Origin of the sequence: Dyella koreensis, assembly GCF_044904565.1 — a bacterium.
GTDB lineage: Bacteria > Pseudomonadota > Gammaproteobacteria > Xanthomonadales > Rhodanobacteraceae > Dyella_D > Dyella_D koreensis.
Map to the genome: position 1 here is coordinate 125,726 of NZ_JADIKD010000009.1, position 18,574 is coordinate 144,299.

Sequence of the window (18,574 nt, forward strand, 5' to 3'; positions counted from 1 at the left end):
GGTTCTTTTCGCGCACGAGGTGCGCTCCTGCACGATCAGGGCGCCGCGCTCAGCCTGATCTCTCGCAACTGGCCTGCCTTCACTTTCACCCAGGTGACCGGCCCGAAGCGGTCGGTGCCCTTCGCCCACCCCTCATTCGCGGAGGCATGCAAAGCGTCCAGACTCGCCGCCTCGCTCCATGCTTTATACGCGTGCGTCACCGCACTCGCCGCAAGGCCATGGATCTTGACCAGGTAGTACGCCAGCTCCGGATGGAAGCTGCCGGTGACTGCACCCGTCTCGAAGGTCACCACGTCACCCTGGCGCTGCGTAGCGAGCGTCTGCAAGAAGTACGCCCCGCGCTCGTAGCCGTAGCTCACGCCATCATCGTCGTAGTACTCAAACGCGTGGCGCGATGCGGCCGGAAACACCTCGACATCCACGTCGCGCAATGGCCGTTCGCCTACATAGCTCATCGGCGCCTGCATCGGGATGATCGCGCCTTCGCGAACGAACAGCGGAATATCGGACCAAGTCTTGTTGTCTATCGCGACACGGATGGTTTGCCCACCCTCGTACACCTTGCCCGTGGCGTAATCGGTCCAACGGCCTGCCGGCAGATAGATGTCCTTGGCAGTCTGGCCACGCTCCACGACGGGCGATACCAGCAATGCATCGCCGAACATCCAGGCATCGACGTCCTCGCGCACCTTGGCATCGTCCGGCCAATCGAACAGCAACGGACGTACAAGGCCCACCCCGGTCTGACGGCGCTGGTATTCGTAGGCGTAGATGTACGGAATCAGCGCATAGCGCAGACGGATCGCCGCCGTCGCCGCCTTCTCGGCGACCGGCCCATACCGCCAGGGCTGGCGCTTCTGACCCAACTCGCCATGCACGCGGAAGATCGGCGTGAAGGCGCCGAACTGAATCCAGCGCGCGTAGTTCTCCGGCGTCGGCGCGCCATTCTTGGTGCGGCCCTTCTTGAAGCCACCGCCGTCCATGCCCCACTGCATCGCGCCGACGTTGATCGCACTGAGCATGCGTTGGCGCTGCCCTTTCATGCTGGCGAAGCCGGTGTGGATATCGCCCGACCACAACCCATAGGCGTAGCGCTGCGAGCCCAGGTAGAAATTGCGGTTGACCGACCACACACGCTGGTCGCCGTGTGCGCGTTGGCCGTCGTACAGCGCGCGCTGCATGTTCATGAACTGCGTGTCGCTGTCGAGGTTGTCGGCCTCGTCGTTCCACCAGCCGACCACGCCGGTGTCGAAGGAGTGCTTCAGCGTGTCGTTGAAGAACCACGCGCGCGCTTCCGGATTGTCGAAATCCACTTCGCGGATGGTTTTGTTCGAGAAGTAGTCCTGGCTGGGTTTGCTCGCCGCCGACCAGAGGCCGTGCTCGGTGGCATAGCGCCCTTCCACCGTATCCAGATGCACGCGCGGCTTCATGATGCCAGTGATGCGAACGCCTTTCGCGTCCAGCACCGATTTGAGCGTGCCGGTGGGACCATCGGGGAATTTCACCGGGTTCCAGCGGAACTCGCCGTAGTCATCTTCGCCCCAGGCTTTCCAGTCGAAATCCAGGGTCATGTTGTCGAGCGGAATCTGCTTGGCGCGGTAGGTATCGACGATATCCAGCAGCTCTTTCTGGTCGATGCCCCACTGGCTGTTGGTGAAGCCCATCGCCCACTTCGGGAACAGCGGCGTGTGTCCGCTGATCGTCGCCAGTGCCGCAAACAGCGCGGCCGGCCGCCCGACGAACACATAGACGTGCCGGATCGGCTGCCTGCTCTGCGCCGACAGGACACCGTCGGCAAGCTTGAAGCTCACGCGCTCCGCATCGACCAGCACGCCATAACCCGACGTGCTCCACACAAAGGGCGCGCCCGCAAAGCCCTGCTCCCCGGCCTTCGCCACCTGCGCGCCCTTGCGCCGCAAGCCGCCGTCGGCACGCTCGAACGCGTCGTAGCCGTGGATGCCATAGAGCGCGTCTTGTTCGTCGTGCTGTGCGATCACTTCGCCGCGCTCAAGCGCGGCAAAGTCGATCTGCAATAGGGCGCGATGTGCGGCGTTCTCGACGATCAGCTTGCCGGTCGCCCCCTGCCTGCGCAGGGATACCTGACCGGAAGCCTGCGACCACTCGCCGCCTTGCTGGCTTGCGGCCGGCGCATCGAACGGCGGCAGATGCAGCGCCGGATCGACCACCACAGTCGGCGTTATCGGTGCACCGTTCTTCGGTGTGTAACTCAGCTCGACGATGTCGGGCGCCAGGAAACGCGTTGTCACAACGCCTTGCGTGGGCTCTGTGTCCATGGCCGATGCGCTTCCCGTAACCGACGTCGACATAGCCAACCCCGCCCACACCATGCACGCGGCGGCCCATCCGCCGCGCGGACAACGCCATACCGTCACTGCATCACCACAGTCGTATAGGCCGGCAGCATCAGCTTGCCCTTGGCCAGGGTCACGCCCGGCTGCGTGCGCAGGCGCACATCGCTGAACTTCGTATCCGGCACGAACGTCTGCGTCTTGCCCGAGAGGTTGTGCACCACCAGCACATGGCTGTCAGCGGTGTTGCGCTCATAGGCGAGCAGGCGGTCGTTGTGCGTCGACACCACGCGGATGTCGCCATCGCGCAGCGCCGGCACTTCCGCGCGCCAGTGAATCAGGGTGCGATAGAAATGGAGCAGGGAGGACGGATCGTCCTGCTCCGCCTGCACCGACACCTCGCCGCCCTGCTTCGCAGTCGAGGCTTTCCAGCGCGTCTCGCCGGAGGCCTGCGGGTCGCGCTGCCAGCGCATGGGCTCGCGCAGGTTTTCGTCGGGCTTGCGACCAAGCATGCCGATCTCTTCGCCGTAATAAACGTAGGGCCGCCCCGGCAAGGTCAACAGCATCGCCGCCGCCATGCGCATATGTTGCGTATCGCCGTTGAGCTGGCTGAGCACGCGCTCCTGATCGTGGTTGGACAGGAACGGCGCATCCACAAAGGCATCGCCGGCGGCATCGCGGAACGCCTTGTACGTCGTATCCAGCAGCTCGCCGAGCTGACCCTGGCGTTCCTTGCGCGCACTGGCGATCAGCTGTTCGGCCAACGGAAAGTTGAACACCGAACCCAGCGGCTTCAGGTACGGCGCCAGCGCGGCCGGCGACGGCGCGGTGACTTCGCCGACCAGATAGACATCCGGCTTGCGCTCTTGCAGGCCGTGGCGGAACTCGCTCCACCACGCAACGTTCTTGCGCACCGTCTCCGGCTTGCCAGTATCCGTGCGCAGGTCGTCGTAGATATGCCGTGCCGCATCGAGGCGGAAGCCGTCCACGCCCTTCGCCAGCCAGAACTGGCCGACCTTCACCATCTCGCGGCGCACCTCGGTGTCGTCGTAGTTGAGGTCGGGCATGGCGCCAGTGAAGCCGCCGAAATAGTACTGCTGGCCATTCCGGTGCCAGGCCACGCTGCCGGCAGCGCTGGGGGCCTTGAGATCCGTGTCGGGCTTCGCCCAGGTGTACCAGCCGCGATATGGGCTGGCCGGATCGAGCGCCGCCTTGAACCACGGATGCTGGTCGCTGGTGTGGTTGATCACCAGATCGATGATCACCGCGATGCCGCGCTTGTGCGCTTCGCTCACCAGCCGCTCGAAGTCCTGCATCGTGCCGTACTGCCGGTTGATGCCTTCGTAGTCGGTAACGTCGTAGCCGTGATAGCTGGGCGAGGGATTGATCGGCATCAGCCAGATGCCGCTGACGCCGAGCGATTGCAGGTAATCGAGCTTGGCGGTCACGCCGTTGAGGTCGCCGATGCCGTCGCCGTTGGTGTCGTACCAGGCGCGCACGAATATCTCGTACCAGACACCCGAACCAGACTGCGCGATGGCCGGTGCCGATGGAGGCCCCTCGGCCGCGAGTGCGGCGGGGAGGATGCCGACACCCGGGCCGAGCGCCAGGGTGAACAGGAAGACCAGAGACCTGAGGCGATTACGGTACGGCGACATCCCTAGCTCCATTCGAGGCTGGAGACCTTCGACGGAGCGGATCGCCGAAGCCGGTGACCGCTACGTCGGGCCTCCGCGTGAATCAGTGATGGTGAGGAGAAGCGAGAAACGAGAGCGTGAAAGCATCACGGCCTGCTCGTTTCTCACTCCTCACCACTCGTTCCTTGCTTACAGCTTGAACTCGACACCGAGGTAGCTGGTACGTCCGAAGTACTGGATCGTGCCGGTCTGCGACGGGTCGCTGCCGAAGTAGGTGCGCGTCGGCTGGTCGTTGATGTTCAACATCTGGTACACGACCTTCCACTGCTTGCTGATCTCATACGACGCCTGGAAGTCGTACACGGTTTCCGCGGCGAACGTGACCATCTGGTTGGTCACCGACATCTGCGTGTCGGAGGCGAACTTCGAACGGTAGTTGCCGGAAATACGGGCGGAGAACGGACCGTTGTCGTAGAACACCGCCAGGCTGGCGACGCGCTTGGACAGACCCGGCAGGCCGATGTACGAGGTCGGTCCACCCAGCGTGGTCGGGTTGCTCACCGTGCTGGAGGTCAGCGCGAAGTTGCCCTGCACACCCAGGCCCTTCCACATGCCCGGCAGGAAGCCGTTCTTGGAGAACGACAGCTCCAGGCCGCGCACTTCACCGCCCTTGGCGTTGTAGGCCGTCTGGTAGTCGCCGTTCAAATACGGCTTGCCGGTAGTCGGATCGGTCGGCACGGTGATGCCGGCGGAGGCGAAGTTGAAGTTGTGAAGGGTGACGTTCTGAATGAACGACTTGATCTTCTTGTAGAACACGCCGGCGCTGATGGCGCCCGTCGAGTCGTCGAAGTAATGCTCATAACCCAGGTCGTACTGCGTCGCACGCAGCGGATCGAGCAGCGGGCTGGTGCCGCCCCATACGTTGTACTGGCCGCTCGATACCCACGAACCCGAACCGGCCAGCATCTGGTTGATCGGCGGACGCGCCAGCACCTTGGCGGCCGAGAAGCGCACCTGGTCATCGTCGGTGACGTGATAGACCAGGTTCATCGACGGCAGCCAGTCGGAGTAGGTCTTGCCTACCGTGAGCGGTGCATAGTCGGTGCTGGTATAGCCATTACCGTCGGTGATCGGCACGCCGGCACCGTTGCCCACCTGCTGCAGGCCGTGGCTGTACTGCGACTGGTGCGAATAACGCACACCGGCATTGCCGGTCAGCTCATGCCCGAACACTTGCGCGTCAATGTCGGCCATGAAGAACAGGTCACGGGTCTTCTCGTCGACCTGGCCACTCTGGATCATCGACCAGCTGTTGTTATGAATATCCTTCACCGGGTTCGCGGTGATGCCGTGCGCGGCAAGAATGGCCGAACCGTTGAGCTGCAGGAAGCACGGCAGACCCGAGAAGTTACCCTTCCAGCAGGTGACCTTGGCGGCGCTGGACGGAATGCTCAGCGGCAAGCCATTGGTCTTGTCCGTACCCCACTCCGAACCGTAGACGTACACCTCGCGGTCGGCGTTGTAGGTATGGTTGTTCATGTACACACCGGCTTCCAGCGCCGACAGCCACGAGCTGTTGGGCAGGTCGTACTTCACGCTGGTGCGGAACGCCTTCATCTTGTCGTGATAGATGTACGGATACACGCCGTAACGCGACAGGCCCATGTTGGCGAGGTTGGTGTACAGGCCCGGATTGGCATACGACACCGAACCGATCTGGCGACCGCGCAGCTGGTAAGTCGCGGACTGCGCCATCAACTGCGGCGTAGCCGTGCCCAGGCCGGTGTACGGATCGGCCGTGGTGTCTACGTTGATCTCGTTGCTGGACGCGCGCGACAGCGACACGTCGGCGTCGATGTGCCAGCGATCGTGATTCCACTTCGCATTAATGCCGCTGGAGAACACGCTGGTCTTGGTCGAGTAGTTGTCCGCAGTCGTCTCGTTGGAGAACTGGGTGGTGCCGTTGCCGCTCACGGTGCCGCCGGTCAGCGTACCGAACGGGCCGAGTACGGCGTTGCTCACCTGCGCGTTGCTGCCGTAGATGTTCTGTGTGCGGAAGCCATAGCCGAACGAGTTGTTCTGGAACTTGGAGTAGAACGCGTCACCGGAGATCTGCAGCTCGTCGGTGGGCTTCCACACCACGGTGGCGACCTCGCCGGTACGGCGCTCGGTGCCGCCGTTCTGCTGCAACTGCAGGCCCTGGGTCAGGTAGGCCTTGCGGCCATCCGCCAGCGTGACCTGATTACCATCGGAAGCCTCGCCCACGAACTGCTCGGCGACGTGCGGCTGATACATCTGCGCCACGCCCAGGCCGACGCCCAGCGTGTTGTCGAGGAACTTGCCCTGGTAAGCAGCGCTGAGGCGGTAGCCGTTGGAGTGGGCACCCGCCACATCGCCCGCACGGCTGTTGTAGCTGCCACGCGCGTCGACGTTGAGGTTCTGCGCCTTCGGCGCATCCAGCGGGTTGGCCGTCTGCATGCCGATGGTGCCGCCCACGCCGCCGGTGATCAGCGAGGCCTGCGAGGACTTGTACACCGTAGCCATGTTGATCAGCTCGGACGGGTACTGGTCGAACTGGATGTAGTTGCTGCCGCTGGTGGACGGCTGCTCGCGGCCGTTCAAGGTGGTCTGGATGAAGTTGCCCGACAGGCCGCGGATATTGATCTGCGACGCCTGGCCGGCGATGCGCTCGGCGGAGATGCCCGGCAGGCGCGTCAGCGCATCGGCGATCGACTGGTCCGGCAGACCGCCGATATCGGCGGAGGTGATGACGTTCTGGATCGTATCGGCGTAGCGCTGATAGTCGATCGACTTCTCCATGCCCTGGTTGTAGCCGGTCACGGTAATGGTCGACAGGCTCTTGGCCAGCTGCGCTTCTTTGCTGGTCTTTTCGCCACTGCTCTTATCGGCAGCTTTCTTGTCGGCAGTCTGCTGCGTCGTTGTCTGCGCATCCTGCCCAGCAGGAGCGGGGGCAGTGCTTCCCGTGGCGTTATCCGTATCGGCCGGAGCCGCATGGATGCCGACGGTGAAGCACAAGCCGGCCGAAGCCAGCGCCAAGGCCATCACATTGCGTTTCAGTATCACCTTGTCCCCTCCCCAGGGTTTGTCTGTTGCTATGGCTGCGTGTGTAGGTGCAGCCCGGGAAGAGCTGCGCAGCGATGTGTTGTTGGATAGCGCTTTCGCGTGGAGCGCATGGTAGAGCCGCCCCTAAAGGCGAACAGACCTGTGCATACGTATTCATTGGGGCGTTTTTTTGTGCAGTCGTGACAAAAATTGCGCGCGGCTACCATCACTCGTCGACTGAAAAGTCACGCCACGCCAAGTGCGAAACCATTCGCCGTGAATCGCTGCGAATGCTCACTTGCCTCGATCTAATTCGATGCGCGAAAAAGCCGCTTCAGGTGCGCATGAAAAAGCCTGCAAATCAGCTGCTGCGTCGCAATATCGGCGTTTTTTGAATACGTATGCAGTGACGGCATGCGCGTCGCATACAGCGATTAAGCTGCCCCGCACGCCGCGGTCTGGTCGGACAAGCGCGCTTGAATCCTCGGGATACGGGACATGAGTGAAGCACCCTGGTGGCGCGGAGCCGTCATCTATCAGATCTACCCACGCAGTTTTCTGGACACCGATGGCGATGGTGTGGGCGACCTGCCCGGCATCGTCGACCGGCTCGACTATGTGGCGAGCCTGGGCGTGGACGCGATCTGGATCGCGCCCTTCTTCCGCTCGCCGATGGCCGACTTCGGCTACGACATCGCCGACTATCGCGCGGTCGATCCGTTGTTCGGCACGCTCGACGATTTCGACCGCCTGCTGGCGAAGGCGCACCGCCTTGGCCTCAAGGTGATGATCGATCAGGTGCTCAGCCACACCTCCGACCAGCACGAATGGTTCAAGGAAAGCCGCAGCAGTCGCGACAACCCCAAGGCCGACTGGTACGTGTGGGCCGACGCCAAGGCGGACGGCACCCCGCCGAACAACTGGATGTCGCTGTTCGGTGGCGTCGCCTGGCAATGGGAACCGCGACGCGGGCAGTACTACCTGCACAACTTCCTGACCTCACAGCCCGACCTCAACTTCCATAACCCGGAAGTGCAGCGCGCCGTGCTGGACAACGTGAAGTTCTGGCTCGACAAGGGCGTGGATGGCCTGCGCCTGGACGCGATCAACTTCTGCTTCCACGACAAGCTGCTGCGCGACAACCCGCCCAAGCCGGAAGCGCAGCGTGTGGGCCGCGGCTTCAGTCCCGACAATCCGTACGCGTTCCAGTATCACTACTTCAACAACACGCAGCCGGAGAACCTCGCCTTTCTCGACGAGCTGCGTCACTTGCTGGATCAATACCGCGATGTGGCCGCACTCGGCGAGATCTCGTCCGAGGATTCGCTGGCGACCATGGCCGAGTACACCAGCGGCCGCCGCCTGCACATGGGTTACAGCTTCGAGTTGCTCACCGATGATTTCAGCGCCGCCTATATCCGCGGCACGGTGCAGAATCTGGAAGCGCAGATGCGCGAAGGCTGGCCGTGCTGGGCCATTTCCAACCACGATGTTGAGCGCGTGCTCACCCGCTGGGGCAATGGCCACGCCTCCGAGCAACTGGCGAACATGCTCACGGCCATGGTGTGCTCGCTGCGCGGTTCGGTCTGCGTCTATCAAGGCGAAGAGCTGGGCCTGACCGAAGCGGACGTGCCCTACGAAGCACTGCAGGACCCCTACGGCATCACCTTCTGGCCGAACTTCAAGGGCCGCGATGGCTGCCGTACGCCGATGCCGTGGAACGGCGAAGCCAGCGCGGGTTTCAGCACCGGCACGCCGTGGCTGCCAGTTCCCTCCGATCATCGCGCGCGTGCCGTGTCACAGCAGGAAGCCGATCCGGCATCGGCGCTGCACGGCTTCCGCCGCTTCATGCAATGGCGCAGCACACAGCCGGCGCTGCGCTGGGGCAACATCCGTTTCATCGACACACCGGAGCCAGTGCTCGCTTTCACTCGCACGCACAACGGCGAGACCGTGCTGTCAGCGTTCAACCTGAGTGCCGAAGCAGTGGATGTGACGCTCCCGCTATCCGGCAAGGTCCAGCGCATTAACGGTCATGGCCTGGTTGACGGTTCCTTTGGCAGCGGCCGCTTGCATTTGCCTCCGCACGGCCTGCTGTTCGCGCGGATGGAAACTGCCGACTGACTGCCGCGGCGCGCATGGCTTTCTCCGCCGTGCTGCGCCGCCTATGATCGGCGCATCGTCAACCCGGAGACATCCATGCGCGCCATCCTGATCCTCGTCGGTCTCATTCTGGTCGCTGCGGGCATCTGGGTGCTCAGTGGGCATGCCAATTACCAACAGACCGACACCTTGGTGCAGCTCGGTTCGGCCAAGATCACCGCCACGCACGATAAAGCGGTGCCATCCTGGATAGGCATGGCCGGCGTCGCGATCGGGGCCCTGCTGGCGATCGGCGGGTTTCTCAAGAAGGGCTGACAAAGCACCGGGATCACGTTGTCACCGGCGTGTCCGAACCGGACGCATAGCGAACGGACAAGGCCCGTTTACGATCTTCGCGCCATCCGCGTTGAATGGCCGCGGCACTGCTGTGCCCGCGAAAGAAGCCAGCGCCAGGATCCGGCGCGCTTCAGATATCTACCATCCGATTTATGGTTTTTCGTGAGACGTGCGCTCCATCACCGTGCCGGAAAACGCCGCGTGATTGGAATCACGTCCCCGCCACTCTGACGCAACCTTGCGAAGGTGATGTGGTACTAAGCATGCGCTGATGATGTGTCGACCGCGTTCTACAGGGGACGTGCCGTTCGCCCGCGAGGGCATGCGTCGGTAGCGAAGAAACGCGGCACCCAGGCGGTGCTGCCCGTAATCAATCCACACCATGAGTCGGCCCCAACAGGCCGGCCACGGGCGCGCTTTATCCCGCGTTTTGTTCCCATCCCGAAGCGGGTAACCGTGGACAAGCGTCGGATGTAACAGGGGGAACCCATGCATCAGTTTGAGTTGCAACATGCAAGTCGCGTCGCCAAGGGCGGCATGCATTCTGATAGGCACAGGCCGGCGCTCCATGCGCGAAAACACGAACTCGCCTTGTCGGTTGCCGTTGCACTGACGAGCGTGATCGTGCCGCCGCAGGTCGGTGCGACCGTGTATACACAGCCGCTGACCGGCGTTGCCGGTCACGACGTCTCCGGCGGCACAGGTGGATACAACCCGGGTTATGCCGTCACCAGCAACGGCAACATGGCTGCCTACACGCTGCTCAAGGACGACGCCATCCAGGTCGAATCGGCCGACCCCCAGGTGTATGGCGTCGCCATCACCTCTTCGTCCTCATCGACGACGCTCGATACGAGCGCAGGCGGTGTATCGATCTCAGCTACCCGCGACGTGCCGACCTCCGGCACGAACGCGGGGAGCGCTGTCGGCGTGTATGTTTCCAGCCCGCAGAGCGATCCGAAATCGGTGACCATCAACGGTCCGATCAACGTCAGTGCCGTCGACCGGAATTCGTGGACCCAACGCGTTGGCGGGACCGTCTATGGCAATGCTTATGCCTTATGGGCCGACGACTATGGCAGCCTCACCATCAACGGCGACACCACGCTGAAGGCATCGACACCGGGGTATGGGCGCGTCATCTACCTCACCGGCAATGGCAGCAGGATCACGATCAACGGCAATCTCACGGCCGAATCGGATAGCAACAGCACCAATTACGCGATCGAGGGCGATGGGCGCAGCATCCTGAAAATCACCGGCAACGTCGGCCTTATCGCGAATGGCGTGTATCCCTCGGACAACGTCAATGGCATCTGGAACCCCAGCGTTTCGGCGCGCACCGAAATAGACGGCAACCTCAACCTGTACGCCATTGCCCATGGCTCGACCGTGATGGGCATTCGCAACAACGGCAATATTTACGTGGGCGGCAGCACATCCATTACGGCCATCGGCAATCGTTCCGCCTTCGCCGTCAATGCGGGACACCGGCTGTCCAAGACCGAATTTCACGGCGACACCACCCTTTCGGCGCAGGGCGGCAGGAATACCTACGGCGACACCGTGGGTGCCTATAACCATGGCGGCAATGGCGGCAACGGCTATATGTCGTTCGACGGCAATCTCACCATCACGGCAAGGAACGGCACCTTCGAGGGCGACTCGGACGTCTATGGCCTGAACAATGACGGCCAGATGTCGCTGACCACGGCCGGCACCACCACCCGGATCCAGGCAACCGGCACGCAAGGCAGCCACGCGGCCTACGGCATCAACAACACGTTGTCGTTTGCTTCTGCGAGCGATGTCGCCATCACGGTCGCTGAAGTGGCCGGCACCACCTATGGCGTCGCGAATACCGGCATGGCGAGCTTCAACGGCGGCCTGTCCATCGCCAAGGCGCCGGACTCGACGGCTGCGACCCACTACGGCGTTGTCACTCACCCATCAGCTTCATCATCCGCGACGACAGATATCAATCAGGGCAAGAGCAGCGATGTCACCATTCAGGGCGACGTACTGACGGGATCGAACAGCGGTGGATATACAGGCACCCTGAATCTCAATCTTGATACGTCCAAGTCCTGGCTCAATGGCCTCGTGCTCGGCGACACCGACGGCTCGGTAGGCAAGGCCAGCGTTGCAGTGAGCAACGGGGCAAGCTGGATCATCAGCGGGACCGGCACGGTGTCCTCCGATTTCGGCTCAGGTGGCCTCGACCTTGGTTCCGGCGGCTCGATCGATATGGCGGCCGGCTGGGGCGCGTTTGCTCCCGGCAGCGTGCCTTCCTACAGCTTGCGCACCTTGCAGGTCGGCAGCAGTGCAACCGGCGGCGCTTCAGTGAATCTCGCCGACGGCGCGGCATTCACACTGATCAGTGATGTCCGCAACGCACAGGCAGACAAAGTGGTGTTCGGCAGCGGCATCGCGTCGTTCCATGCGCAGGGTACGCAGAATGTCCGCATTGCTTATGACCCGGTGTTGAGCGACACATCCTGGATCAATACCGCGGCGCTGCAGAAAGGCGTATCGATCGCGGCGCCCAGCCCTATCGTGATCGTCGATGCCAGCACTGCTGCGAGCGGTACGGCACGCTTCCTGGCGGCCTCGGGTTTGACCGGCCAATGGAGTGGTACCTATGAGAACGCATTGGTGCGCTTCTCCTATGTGCCGCAGATCCGTCTGAGTTCCGACAGCAAACAGATTCTGCTGACCGGCATCGACATTCTCGGCGACGGATCGGGCACCACGTCGAGTGGCGGCATGGGCACGAGCGCAGGTTCGGGGACGCCAGCAGGCACAGGCGGCACCTCATCGACATCAGGCACGGGAACAACATCAGGAACACCGAGCACAGGAACACCATCGGGCGTTGGCGCTTCCGGCACGGCCAGCAGTCCGAACGCGGGGAACGGCGCGGTAACCACTGGCACAGTGGCCATCGCACCTTCCACCGGCGTGCTGGTAGCGGGCGATGCCGCGCTCGCGCTCTCCAATCTTTGGCAGATCGACGAGCGCGCGGTGTCCCGCCGCAGTGAAGCGCAGCGCATGGACGAATCGGTCGGCAGCTCAGCGTTCTGGATCGACGCGGACAACGGCAACCTGAAAGGCGATGGAAGCGAAGGGCGTACTTACCGTCAGAACACCACAAGCACCACGGCCGGCACCGAGTGGCGGATCGATATGGATCAGGGGCGCACCGCTGTGGGCTTGGCCTATACGCATGTGCAGTCCCGCGCCAATCTGCAGAACGGCGCCGCCGAACTGCGGGGTGATTCGGTGGGTCTCTACGGCACCTGGAATACCAGCAAGGGTCTGTTCGCCGATGCGGTAGCCCGCGTCGGCCGCCTGGATGACAACTACACCTCGCGTGACACATTCGGCATCACCTCCGGGCGCAATCGAGCGCGCGCGGCGAGTGTCGCGGTGCGCGCCGGCCGGCGCTTTGAAGGCAGACGCGGTGGTTACATCGAGCCGCAAGTGCAGGCAGCGTACGGCTCGGTCGGCCCCAGCGCGTATACGGCCAGCAACCGCGTGCGCTTCGAGGTGGACCGCAACCACACCTTTCTCGCGCGCGCCGGCGTGCTATTTGGCAAAACGCTCTTCCTGTCGCCGGCCGCTATCGGTGACGTCTATGCGCGGGTATCGATGGTTCATACGATCGGCAATCGCCCGGACATCACCGCCTCCCTCGATGGCGGCGCACTGCCGGTGGCACTGCCCACGCGGCATGCCACGACACGTGAGCTGGCCGTGGGCGGGCGCGTGGCTGCCGAAGCGTGGAGCGCGTTCGTCGAGGCGGGGCACGCGTCCAGGACGGACGCGCTGGCCGGCGGATGGCGCGCGGCCGCCGGCGTTCGTGTCCGCTTCTAGCGCAACGATCAACGGCGACGGAAACCCACCACACCCGCCATCGGCCATGGCATGGCCCGTGGCGGGGACGTAAACATCTTTCTTACTCGGTCCCTGAGACCCACCCGGCTACAATAGGCCGGATGGATGTCTCGCATTTGATCGACAAGCTCAATGACGCGCAGCGCGAAGCCGTTTGCGCTCCGCCCGGCCACTACCTGGTGCTTGCTGGCGCCGGCTCCGGCAAGACCCGCGTACTGACGCACCGCATCGGCTGGCTGACCCAGGTCGAGCGGGTGCCGCCTTGGGCGATTCTCGCGGTCACCTTCACCAACAAGGCCGCCGGTGAGATGCGGGCGCGTCTGGATCAGTTGATTCCGGGCGGAACGCAGGGGCTTACCGTGGGTACGTTCCACGGCATTGCGCATCGCCTGTTGCGGCGGCACTGGCGTGAGGCGGGGCTTCCGGAAGGTTTCCAGATTCTGGATGCGGATGATCAGCAGCGCATCGTGAAGCGTGTGGTCGCCGGGCTGGGGCTGGATGAGGCTAAGTTTCCGCCGCGGCAGGCAACGTGGCAGATCAACAACTGGAAGGATGAGGGTAAGCGGCCGGAAAATATCGAGCATCGCGATCATCCGGTGACGCGTGCCTTCGTGCAGATTTATCAGGCTTATGAAGACGCTTGCCGCCGCGCAGGCCTGGTCGATTTCGCCGAGCTGCTGCTGCGCGCGCACGAGTTGTGGCTGAAGAACCCGGCGGTGCTGGAGCATTACCAGCAGCGCTGGAAGTATCTGCTGATCGATGAGTTCCAGGACACCAATACGCTGCAATACGCGTGGATCCGCGTGCTGGCCGGGAATACCGGGCAGGTGTTTGTGGTGGGCGACGACGACCAGGCGATCTACGGCTGGCGCGGCGCCAAGGTGGAGAACGTGCAGCAGTTCCTGCGCGACTTCCCCGGCGCCAAGACCATCAAGCTGGAGCAGAACTATCGCTCCACCTCGACCATCCTGAAGGCCGCTAACAGCGTCATCGCGCGCAATGGCAGCCGCCTCGGCAAGCAGTTGTGGACCGCCGGCGAGGATGGCGAGCGCATTGCGTTGTATGCGGCATACAACGAGCAGGACGAAGCGCGTTTCGTGATCGAGCGTATCCGCGAGTACATCGCGGAGCATGGCAACGCGCGCGACTGCGCGATCCTCTATCGCTCGAACGCGCAGTCGCGCAACTTCGAAGAACAGCTGATGCAGCGCGATATCCGCTTTCGCGTGTATGGCGGCCAGCGCTTCTTCGAGCGCGCGGAAATCAAGGACGCGCTGGCGTATCTGCGGCTGTGCTCGAACCGCCACGACGATGCGGCATTCGAGCGTGCGGTGAACACGCCGCCACGCGGCATCGGCGATCGCACGCTGGATGTGCTGCGCCGCCGTGCGCGTAGCGACGGCGCGTCGATGTGGGAGGCCGTGCTCGGCGAGCTGAGCAGTGGCAGCGAACTGGCCGGTCGCGCGAAAAACGCGGTGAAGGCCTTCCTCACCATGATCGACGAGATGAGCCGCACGTTTGGGGGAATGGGGAGTGGGGAACAGGGAACAACAGCATCAACGCCTCCGGGCGAAACGCCCTCCGTTCCCCGTTCCCCTCCTCCCGTTCCCCAACTCGCCCTCGCCGAGCAGATCGAGCACGCCATCACCCACACCGGCCTGCGCGACTTCTACGAAAAGGACAGCCGCGGCAACGCCGAATCGCGCGTGGAGAACCTGGACGAACTGGTCAACGTGGCCAGCCGTTTTGAACCGACCCAGGACGATATCGACGCCGGGCTCAGCGAGCTGTCCGCATTCCTTTCCCATGCCGCGCTGGAATCCGGCGAAGGCCAGGGCGAGGCCTGGGACGACTGCGTGCAGCTGATGACGCTGCACTCGGCCAAGGGTCTCGAGTTCCCGGTGGTGTTCCTGGTCGGCATGGAAGAAGGCCTGTTCCCGAGCCAACGCTCTGTAGAAGACGAGGGCCGTCTCGAAGAAGAACGCCGCCTTGCCTACGTCGGCATCACGCGCGCCCGCGAAAAGCTGTTCATCACCCACGCCGAATCGCGCCGCATGCATGGTGTGGAAATGTTGGCGCGACCGTCGCGCTTCCTGTCGGAGATTCCGCCAGAGTTGATCGATGAAGTGCGTCCGCGCGTGCAAGTCAGCCGCCCGCTCTACGCCGGCCGTTTCACCGAAAACGCGCCGGTGCTGCAAGAAGATCTGCCGGTGAAACTCGGCCAGCGCGTCAGCCACCCCAGCTTCGGCGAAGGCGTAGTGGTGAGCGCGGAAGGCAGTGGCCCGCACACACGCCTACAGATCAACTTCGAAGGCGCCGGCAGCAAGTGGCTGGTGGCGGCCTATGCCAAGCTCACGCCGCTGTAATCCACAAGGCAGGAATAGCTAGGCGCTGGCTGAACGCAAGAACCTGCCGCGGCAACCTGCGCGATATGGCCAGGGTCTGCTCAGAGTCATCGATCAGGCCGTCGCACCATGAACTGGAACACGCAACGCAATCCGCTCGACCGCGATATCTGCGTCCACATCTTTTCCGCGTCGGCCGCGATGGTCGGCGTATGCATCACGGTTATCGGGATTCTGCGCGTGGTGGTCGCCATGCATCGCGCCGATGTGATCGGCAACGATCTGCTCGCGCTCAACACCCTGCTCTACCTGATGGCCTGCCTGGCGTCGTACTGGGCGCTGCGTACGCGCAACGTGCAGCGCAATCACCGTCTGGAGCGCGTATCGGATGCACTGTTTCTGTTTGCGTTGACGCTGACCACGGTCAACGCGGGCTTCATCACCTGGGCGGTATCGGCGCATTGAACACGCAGGCCGGAGCCGGCCCGCATGCTCGTCGCTCAGGGCCTACTCGCGCAGGCGCGGCACGCCGTGTTCGCTGCGCTCCTCGACCGCGACCGGGCGCGTATCGAGCCGCGAGCTGCGGTTGTCCTGCGGCAACGGCGTGATGACGCCGTCGCGACTGAAGGCGAGCGCGTTGCGATAGCAAAGCTGAGCGAGGTCGGCATCGCTCTGACCAGCATAGGCATCGCCCAATGCTTCCCACACCGCAGCTGACGGTTTCAGGGCCAGCGAGCGCTCCAGATACTGATGCGCCTTGCCCCACAGCTTGAGGCGCACGCACATGCGGCCGAGCGTGAGCAGCAGGCTGGCATCGTTGGGATGCGTATCCAGCCAGGTTTCGGCGCGGCGCAGACGCGCATCGAGATTGTCGTCGCCGAGCACGCCGTAGGTTTCGATCAGCTGCGGCGACCATTCGCGGCGCAGCGCGGATTCCACTTCGTCCATCGCCGGCAGCACCATGCCGAAGCCCGCGGCGGCGCGCGCGTAGGCATCGATGGCTGCCGGAGCACGGCGCTGCGCCTTCGGCAACTGCGACCACAACTGGTTCAGCGCGGCGCCATCGGGCGCGGCTTTCAGTGAAGCGGCGAGCACCTGGGCTTCCAGCGCGACATAGCCGCGGGTGCCGAGCGCGCCGCTTTTCTGCAGCGGCTCCAAGGCTTCGCGGGCACGGCGATGATCGCCCGTCGCCAGCGCGGCGATGGCGAGCTCGCGCCAACCGCCCGGACTCAACGTGCCGGCGTCGGCCTCTGGAGCCAGCAGTGCTAACGCTTCGGCCGCTTTGCCGTCACGACGCAGCACGCGTGCGCGCAACACGCGCGCCGCACGCGGTACGGACTGGCTGGCCTCGCCCAGTGCTTCAAGCGCGCGGCCTTGTTCGCCGCGGCGCGACGCGGCTTCCGCGGAAGCCAGCAAGGCCGGACCGCGCAGGCTGTCCAGGCGCGAGGCGCGATTGAGATCGCGCTCCGCATCGCCATGGCGTCCTTCCATCAAGGCGACCAAGCCATCGCCCAGCCGTTGGCGGCTGATGCGGCGATGCCGACGCGACAGCGCGCCGAACGGCCAGCGCACGAGGCGCCACACGGCAGTAAGCACGCCCCACGCCACCAGCAGAACCACGACAGCGGCGATCACCGAGGTTTCCGCCTGCCAGCCGCGGAGCTGCACCAGCACATAGCCGGGATCTTCGGCCACCCAATGCCAGCCGAATGCGGCCAGTGCCGCCACGATCACCAACAACAGAATCCAGCGCCACAACGTCATGGCTTGGCCCCGGCCGACGGCTTGCCGGCATCAGCAGCAGCGGCGGGCTTGAGCGCATGCACCGAGCGCAGATTGCGCAATTCGGCCAGAGCCGCGCCCAGTTCCACCGGCGCGGACGACGGCAGCTGCGCGGCAAGCGTGGCGAGTTTGCTGCGCGCCTGCTGCACGACCGGCGCCTGCGTGTCGAACTGCGCGGCCAGATTGGCATCGGCGCGCTTGAGCGCGGCGGCGAAACCTTGGCTGTCATACGCCAGCAAGGCCGACTGCGCCTGCGCCAGATCCAGCGCCACCAGCTCGCGGGCGAAACGTGCATCGGCCACCGCCAGCGGCGCGCTATTCACACGCTGCACGCGGATCACGTCGGTCAAGGCACGGCGGATGCGCGACCAGGTATCAGTGGCGGCAGCATCCGCCGGCGTGTCCAGCGGCTTCAGCGGCAGCTCGGTGGTCGCCGCACGCAATTGCGTGAGCGCATCCAGCGCTGCCGACTGCGCGGCGGGCTGGCTCTTGGTCAACGCCTCGCGCTCGGCATTGAGGCTCTGGCGCAAGCCGGAGAACGCACCATCATTCACCGCGGCCAGCGTCTGGTCGGCGAGCGCATAAGCGGCGGCGGCACCTTGCGCATCATGGAACAGCGCATAGCGCTCCTTGGCCATGCGCAGCAGCGATTCGGTTTCGTCGAGCAGCATGCCGTCGTGACCCGACAGCGTCTTCTCCGACAGCTTCGCCATCGCATCCTCAAGATTGCGCGTGCGTTCGGCCTGGCCGAGCAATTCCTCGCGCAGCGAACGATTCACCTGATCCGCATCGCCCAGCCGCTGGCGCAGCAGCGTGCGCTCGCTGTCGCTGGTCTCCAGCGCGTGCTCCATATTCGCCACGCGGGTTTCCAGGCCGGCGGTGGTATGCACGGCATCGCGCACCCCGGTTTCCTGCACATACTGGCGCCAGCCCACATAGCCCGCGCCGCCGACCGCGACCAGCGACAGCAACAGGGCGAAGGCGAGGCTGCCGCCACCGCGATGCGGCTGCGGCGAAGACGAAGCCTTGCGAGAAGGCGGGATATTGGCGGCCGCCGTCTTGGCGGCGGTATCTGACGTAGCGTTGTCCTGGCTCATGCGCG

General features: G+C 64.0%; 10 protein-coding genes. 5 read left to right on the plus strand and 5 right to left on the minus strand.

All coding sequences use genetic code 11. The features are described from left to right. Nucleotides 1-35: 35 nt before the first annotated feature. The 3 genes from ISS97_RS08040 to ISS97_RS08050 all read right to left on the minus strand — a co-directional run bounded on the left by ISS97_RS08040 (nucleotide 36) and on the right by ISS97_RS08050 (nucleotide 7,030). The gene (locus tag ISS97_RS08040; RefSeq protein ID WP_379985360.1) at nucleotides 36-2,267 is read right to left on the minus strand and encodes a glycoside hydrolase family 31 protein; all 2,232 of its coding nucleotides are present in this window, start codon (nucleotides 2,265-2,267) and stop codon (nucleotides 36-38) included. A 122-nt stretch (nucleotides 2,268-2,389) separates the two neighbouring features. Then, on the minus strand, nucleotides 2,390-3,967 hold the full coding sequence (locus ISS97_RS08045) for an alpha-amylase family glycosyl hydrolase (RefSeq protein WP_379985359.1): 1,578 nt from the start codon (nucleotides 3,965-3,967) through the stop codon (nucleotides 2,390-2,392). 168 nt (nucleotides 3,968-4,135) lie between these two features. After that, nucleotides 4,136-7,030, minus strand: coding sequence for a TonB-dependent receptor (locus ISS97_RS08050; RefSeq protein WP_379985358.1), 2,895 nt, complete (start codon nucleotides 7,028-7,030; stop codon nucleotides 4,136-4,138). Between the two features lie 477 nt (nucleotides 7,031-7,507). On the opposite strand from ISS97_RS08050, the gene ISS97_RS08055 reads away from it, so the two are divergent. The 5 genes from ISS97_RS08055 to ISS97_RS08075 all read left to right on the plus strand — a co-directional run bounded on the left by ISS97_RS08055 (nucleotide 7,508) and on the right by ISS97_RS08075 (nucleotide 16,155). After that, nucleotides 7,508-9,133: an alpha-glucosidase family protein gene (locus ISS97_RS08055; RefSeq protein ID WP_379985357.1), complete on the plus strand. Its 1,626-nt coding sequence runs from the start codon at nucleotides 7,508-7,510 to the stop codon at nucleotides 9,131-9,133. Between the two features lie 75 nt (nucleotides 9,134-9,208). Further along, nucleotides 9,209-9,427 carry a hypothetical protein gene (locus ISS97_RS08060; RefSeq protein ID WP_379985356.1) on the plus strand — a complete coding sequence of 73 codons (219 nt, stop codon included), beginning with the start codon at nucleotides 9,209-9,211 and terminating at the stop codon, nucleotides 9,425-9,427. A 612-nt stretch (nucleotides 9,428-10,039) separates the two neighbouring features. Beyond that, the gene (locus ISS97_RS08065; protein WP_379985355.1) at nucleotides 10,040-13,324 is read left to right on the plus strand and encodes an autotransporter outer membrane beta-barrel domain-containing protein; all 3,285 of its coding nucleotides are present in this window, start codon (nucleotides 10,040-10,042) and stop codon (nucleotides 13,322-13,324) included. A gap of 122 nt (nucleotides 13,325-13,446) precedes the next feature. Continuing rightward, the gene (locus ISS97_RS08070; protein ID WP_379985354.1) at nucleotides 13,447-15,711 is read left to right on the plus strand and encodes a UvrD-helicase domain-containing protein; all 2,265 of its coding nucleotides are present in this window, start codon (nucleotides 13,447-13,449) and stop codon (nucleotides 15,709-15,711) included. A gap of 108 nt (nucleotides 15,712-15,819) precedes the next feature. Continuing rightward, nucleotides 15,820-16,155, plus strand: coding sequence for a hypothetical protein (locus ISS97_RS08075; protein ID WP_379985353.1), 336 nt, complete (start codon nucleotides 15,820-15,822; stop codon nucleotides 16,153-16,155). A 42-nt stretch (nucleotides 16,156-16,197) separates the two neighbouring features. Here the strand turns inward: ISS97_RS08075 and ISS97_RS08080 are convergent, their stop codons facing one another. Beyond that, on the minus strand, nucleotides 16,198-17,454 hold the full coding sequence (locus tag ISS97_RS08080) for a heme biosynthesis HemY N-terminal domain-containing protein (RefSeq protein WP_379985352.1): 1,257 nt from the start codon (nucleotides 17,452-17,454) through the stop codon (nucleotides 16,198-16,200). Further along, nucleotides 17,451-18,569 (minus strand): uroporphyrinogen-III C-methyltransferase, encoded by a 1,119-nt coding sequence (locus ISS97_RS08085; RefSeq protein WP_379985351.1) that lies wholly within the window; start codon nucleotides 18,567-18,569, stop codon nucleotides 17,451-17,453. Before ISS97_RS08085 ends, ISS97_RS08080 begins: the two co-directional genes overlap by 4 nt. Nucleotides 18,570-18,574: the final 5 nt, after the last annotated feature.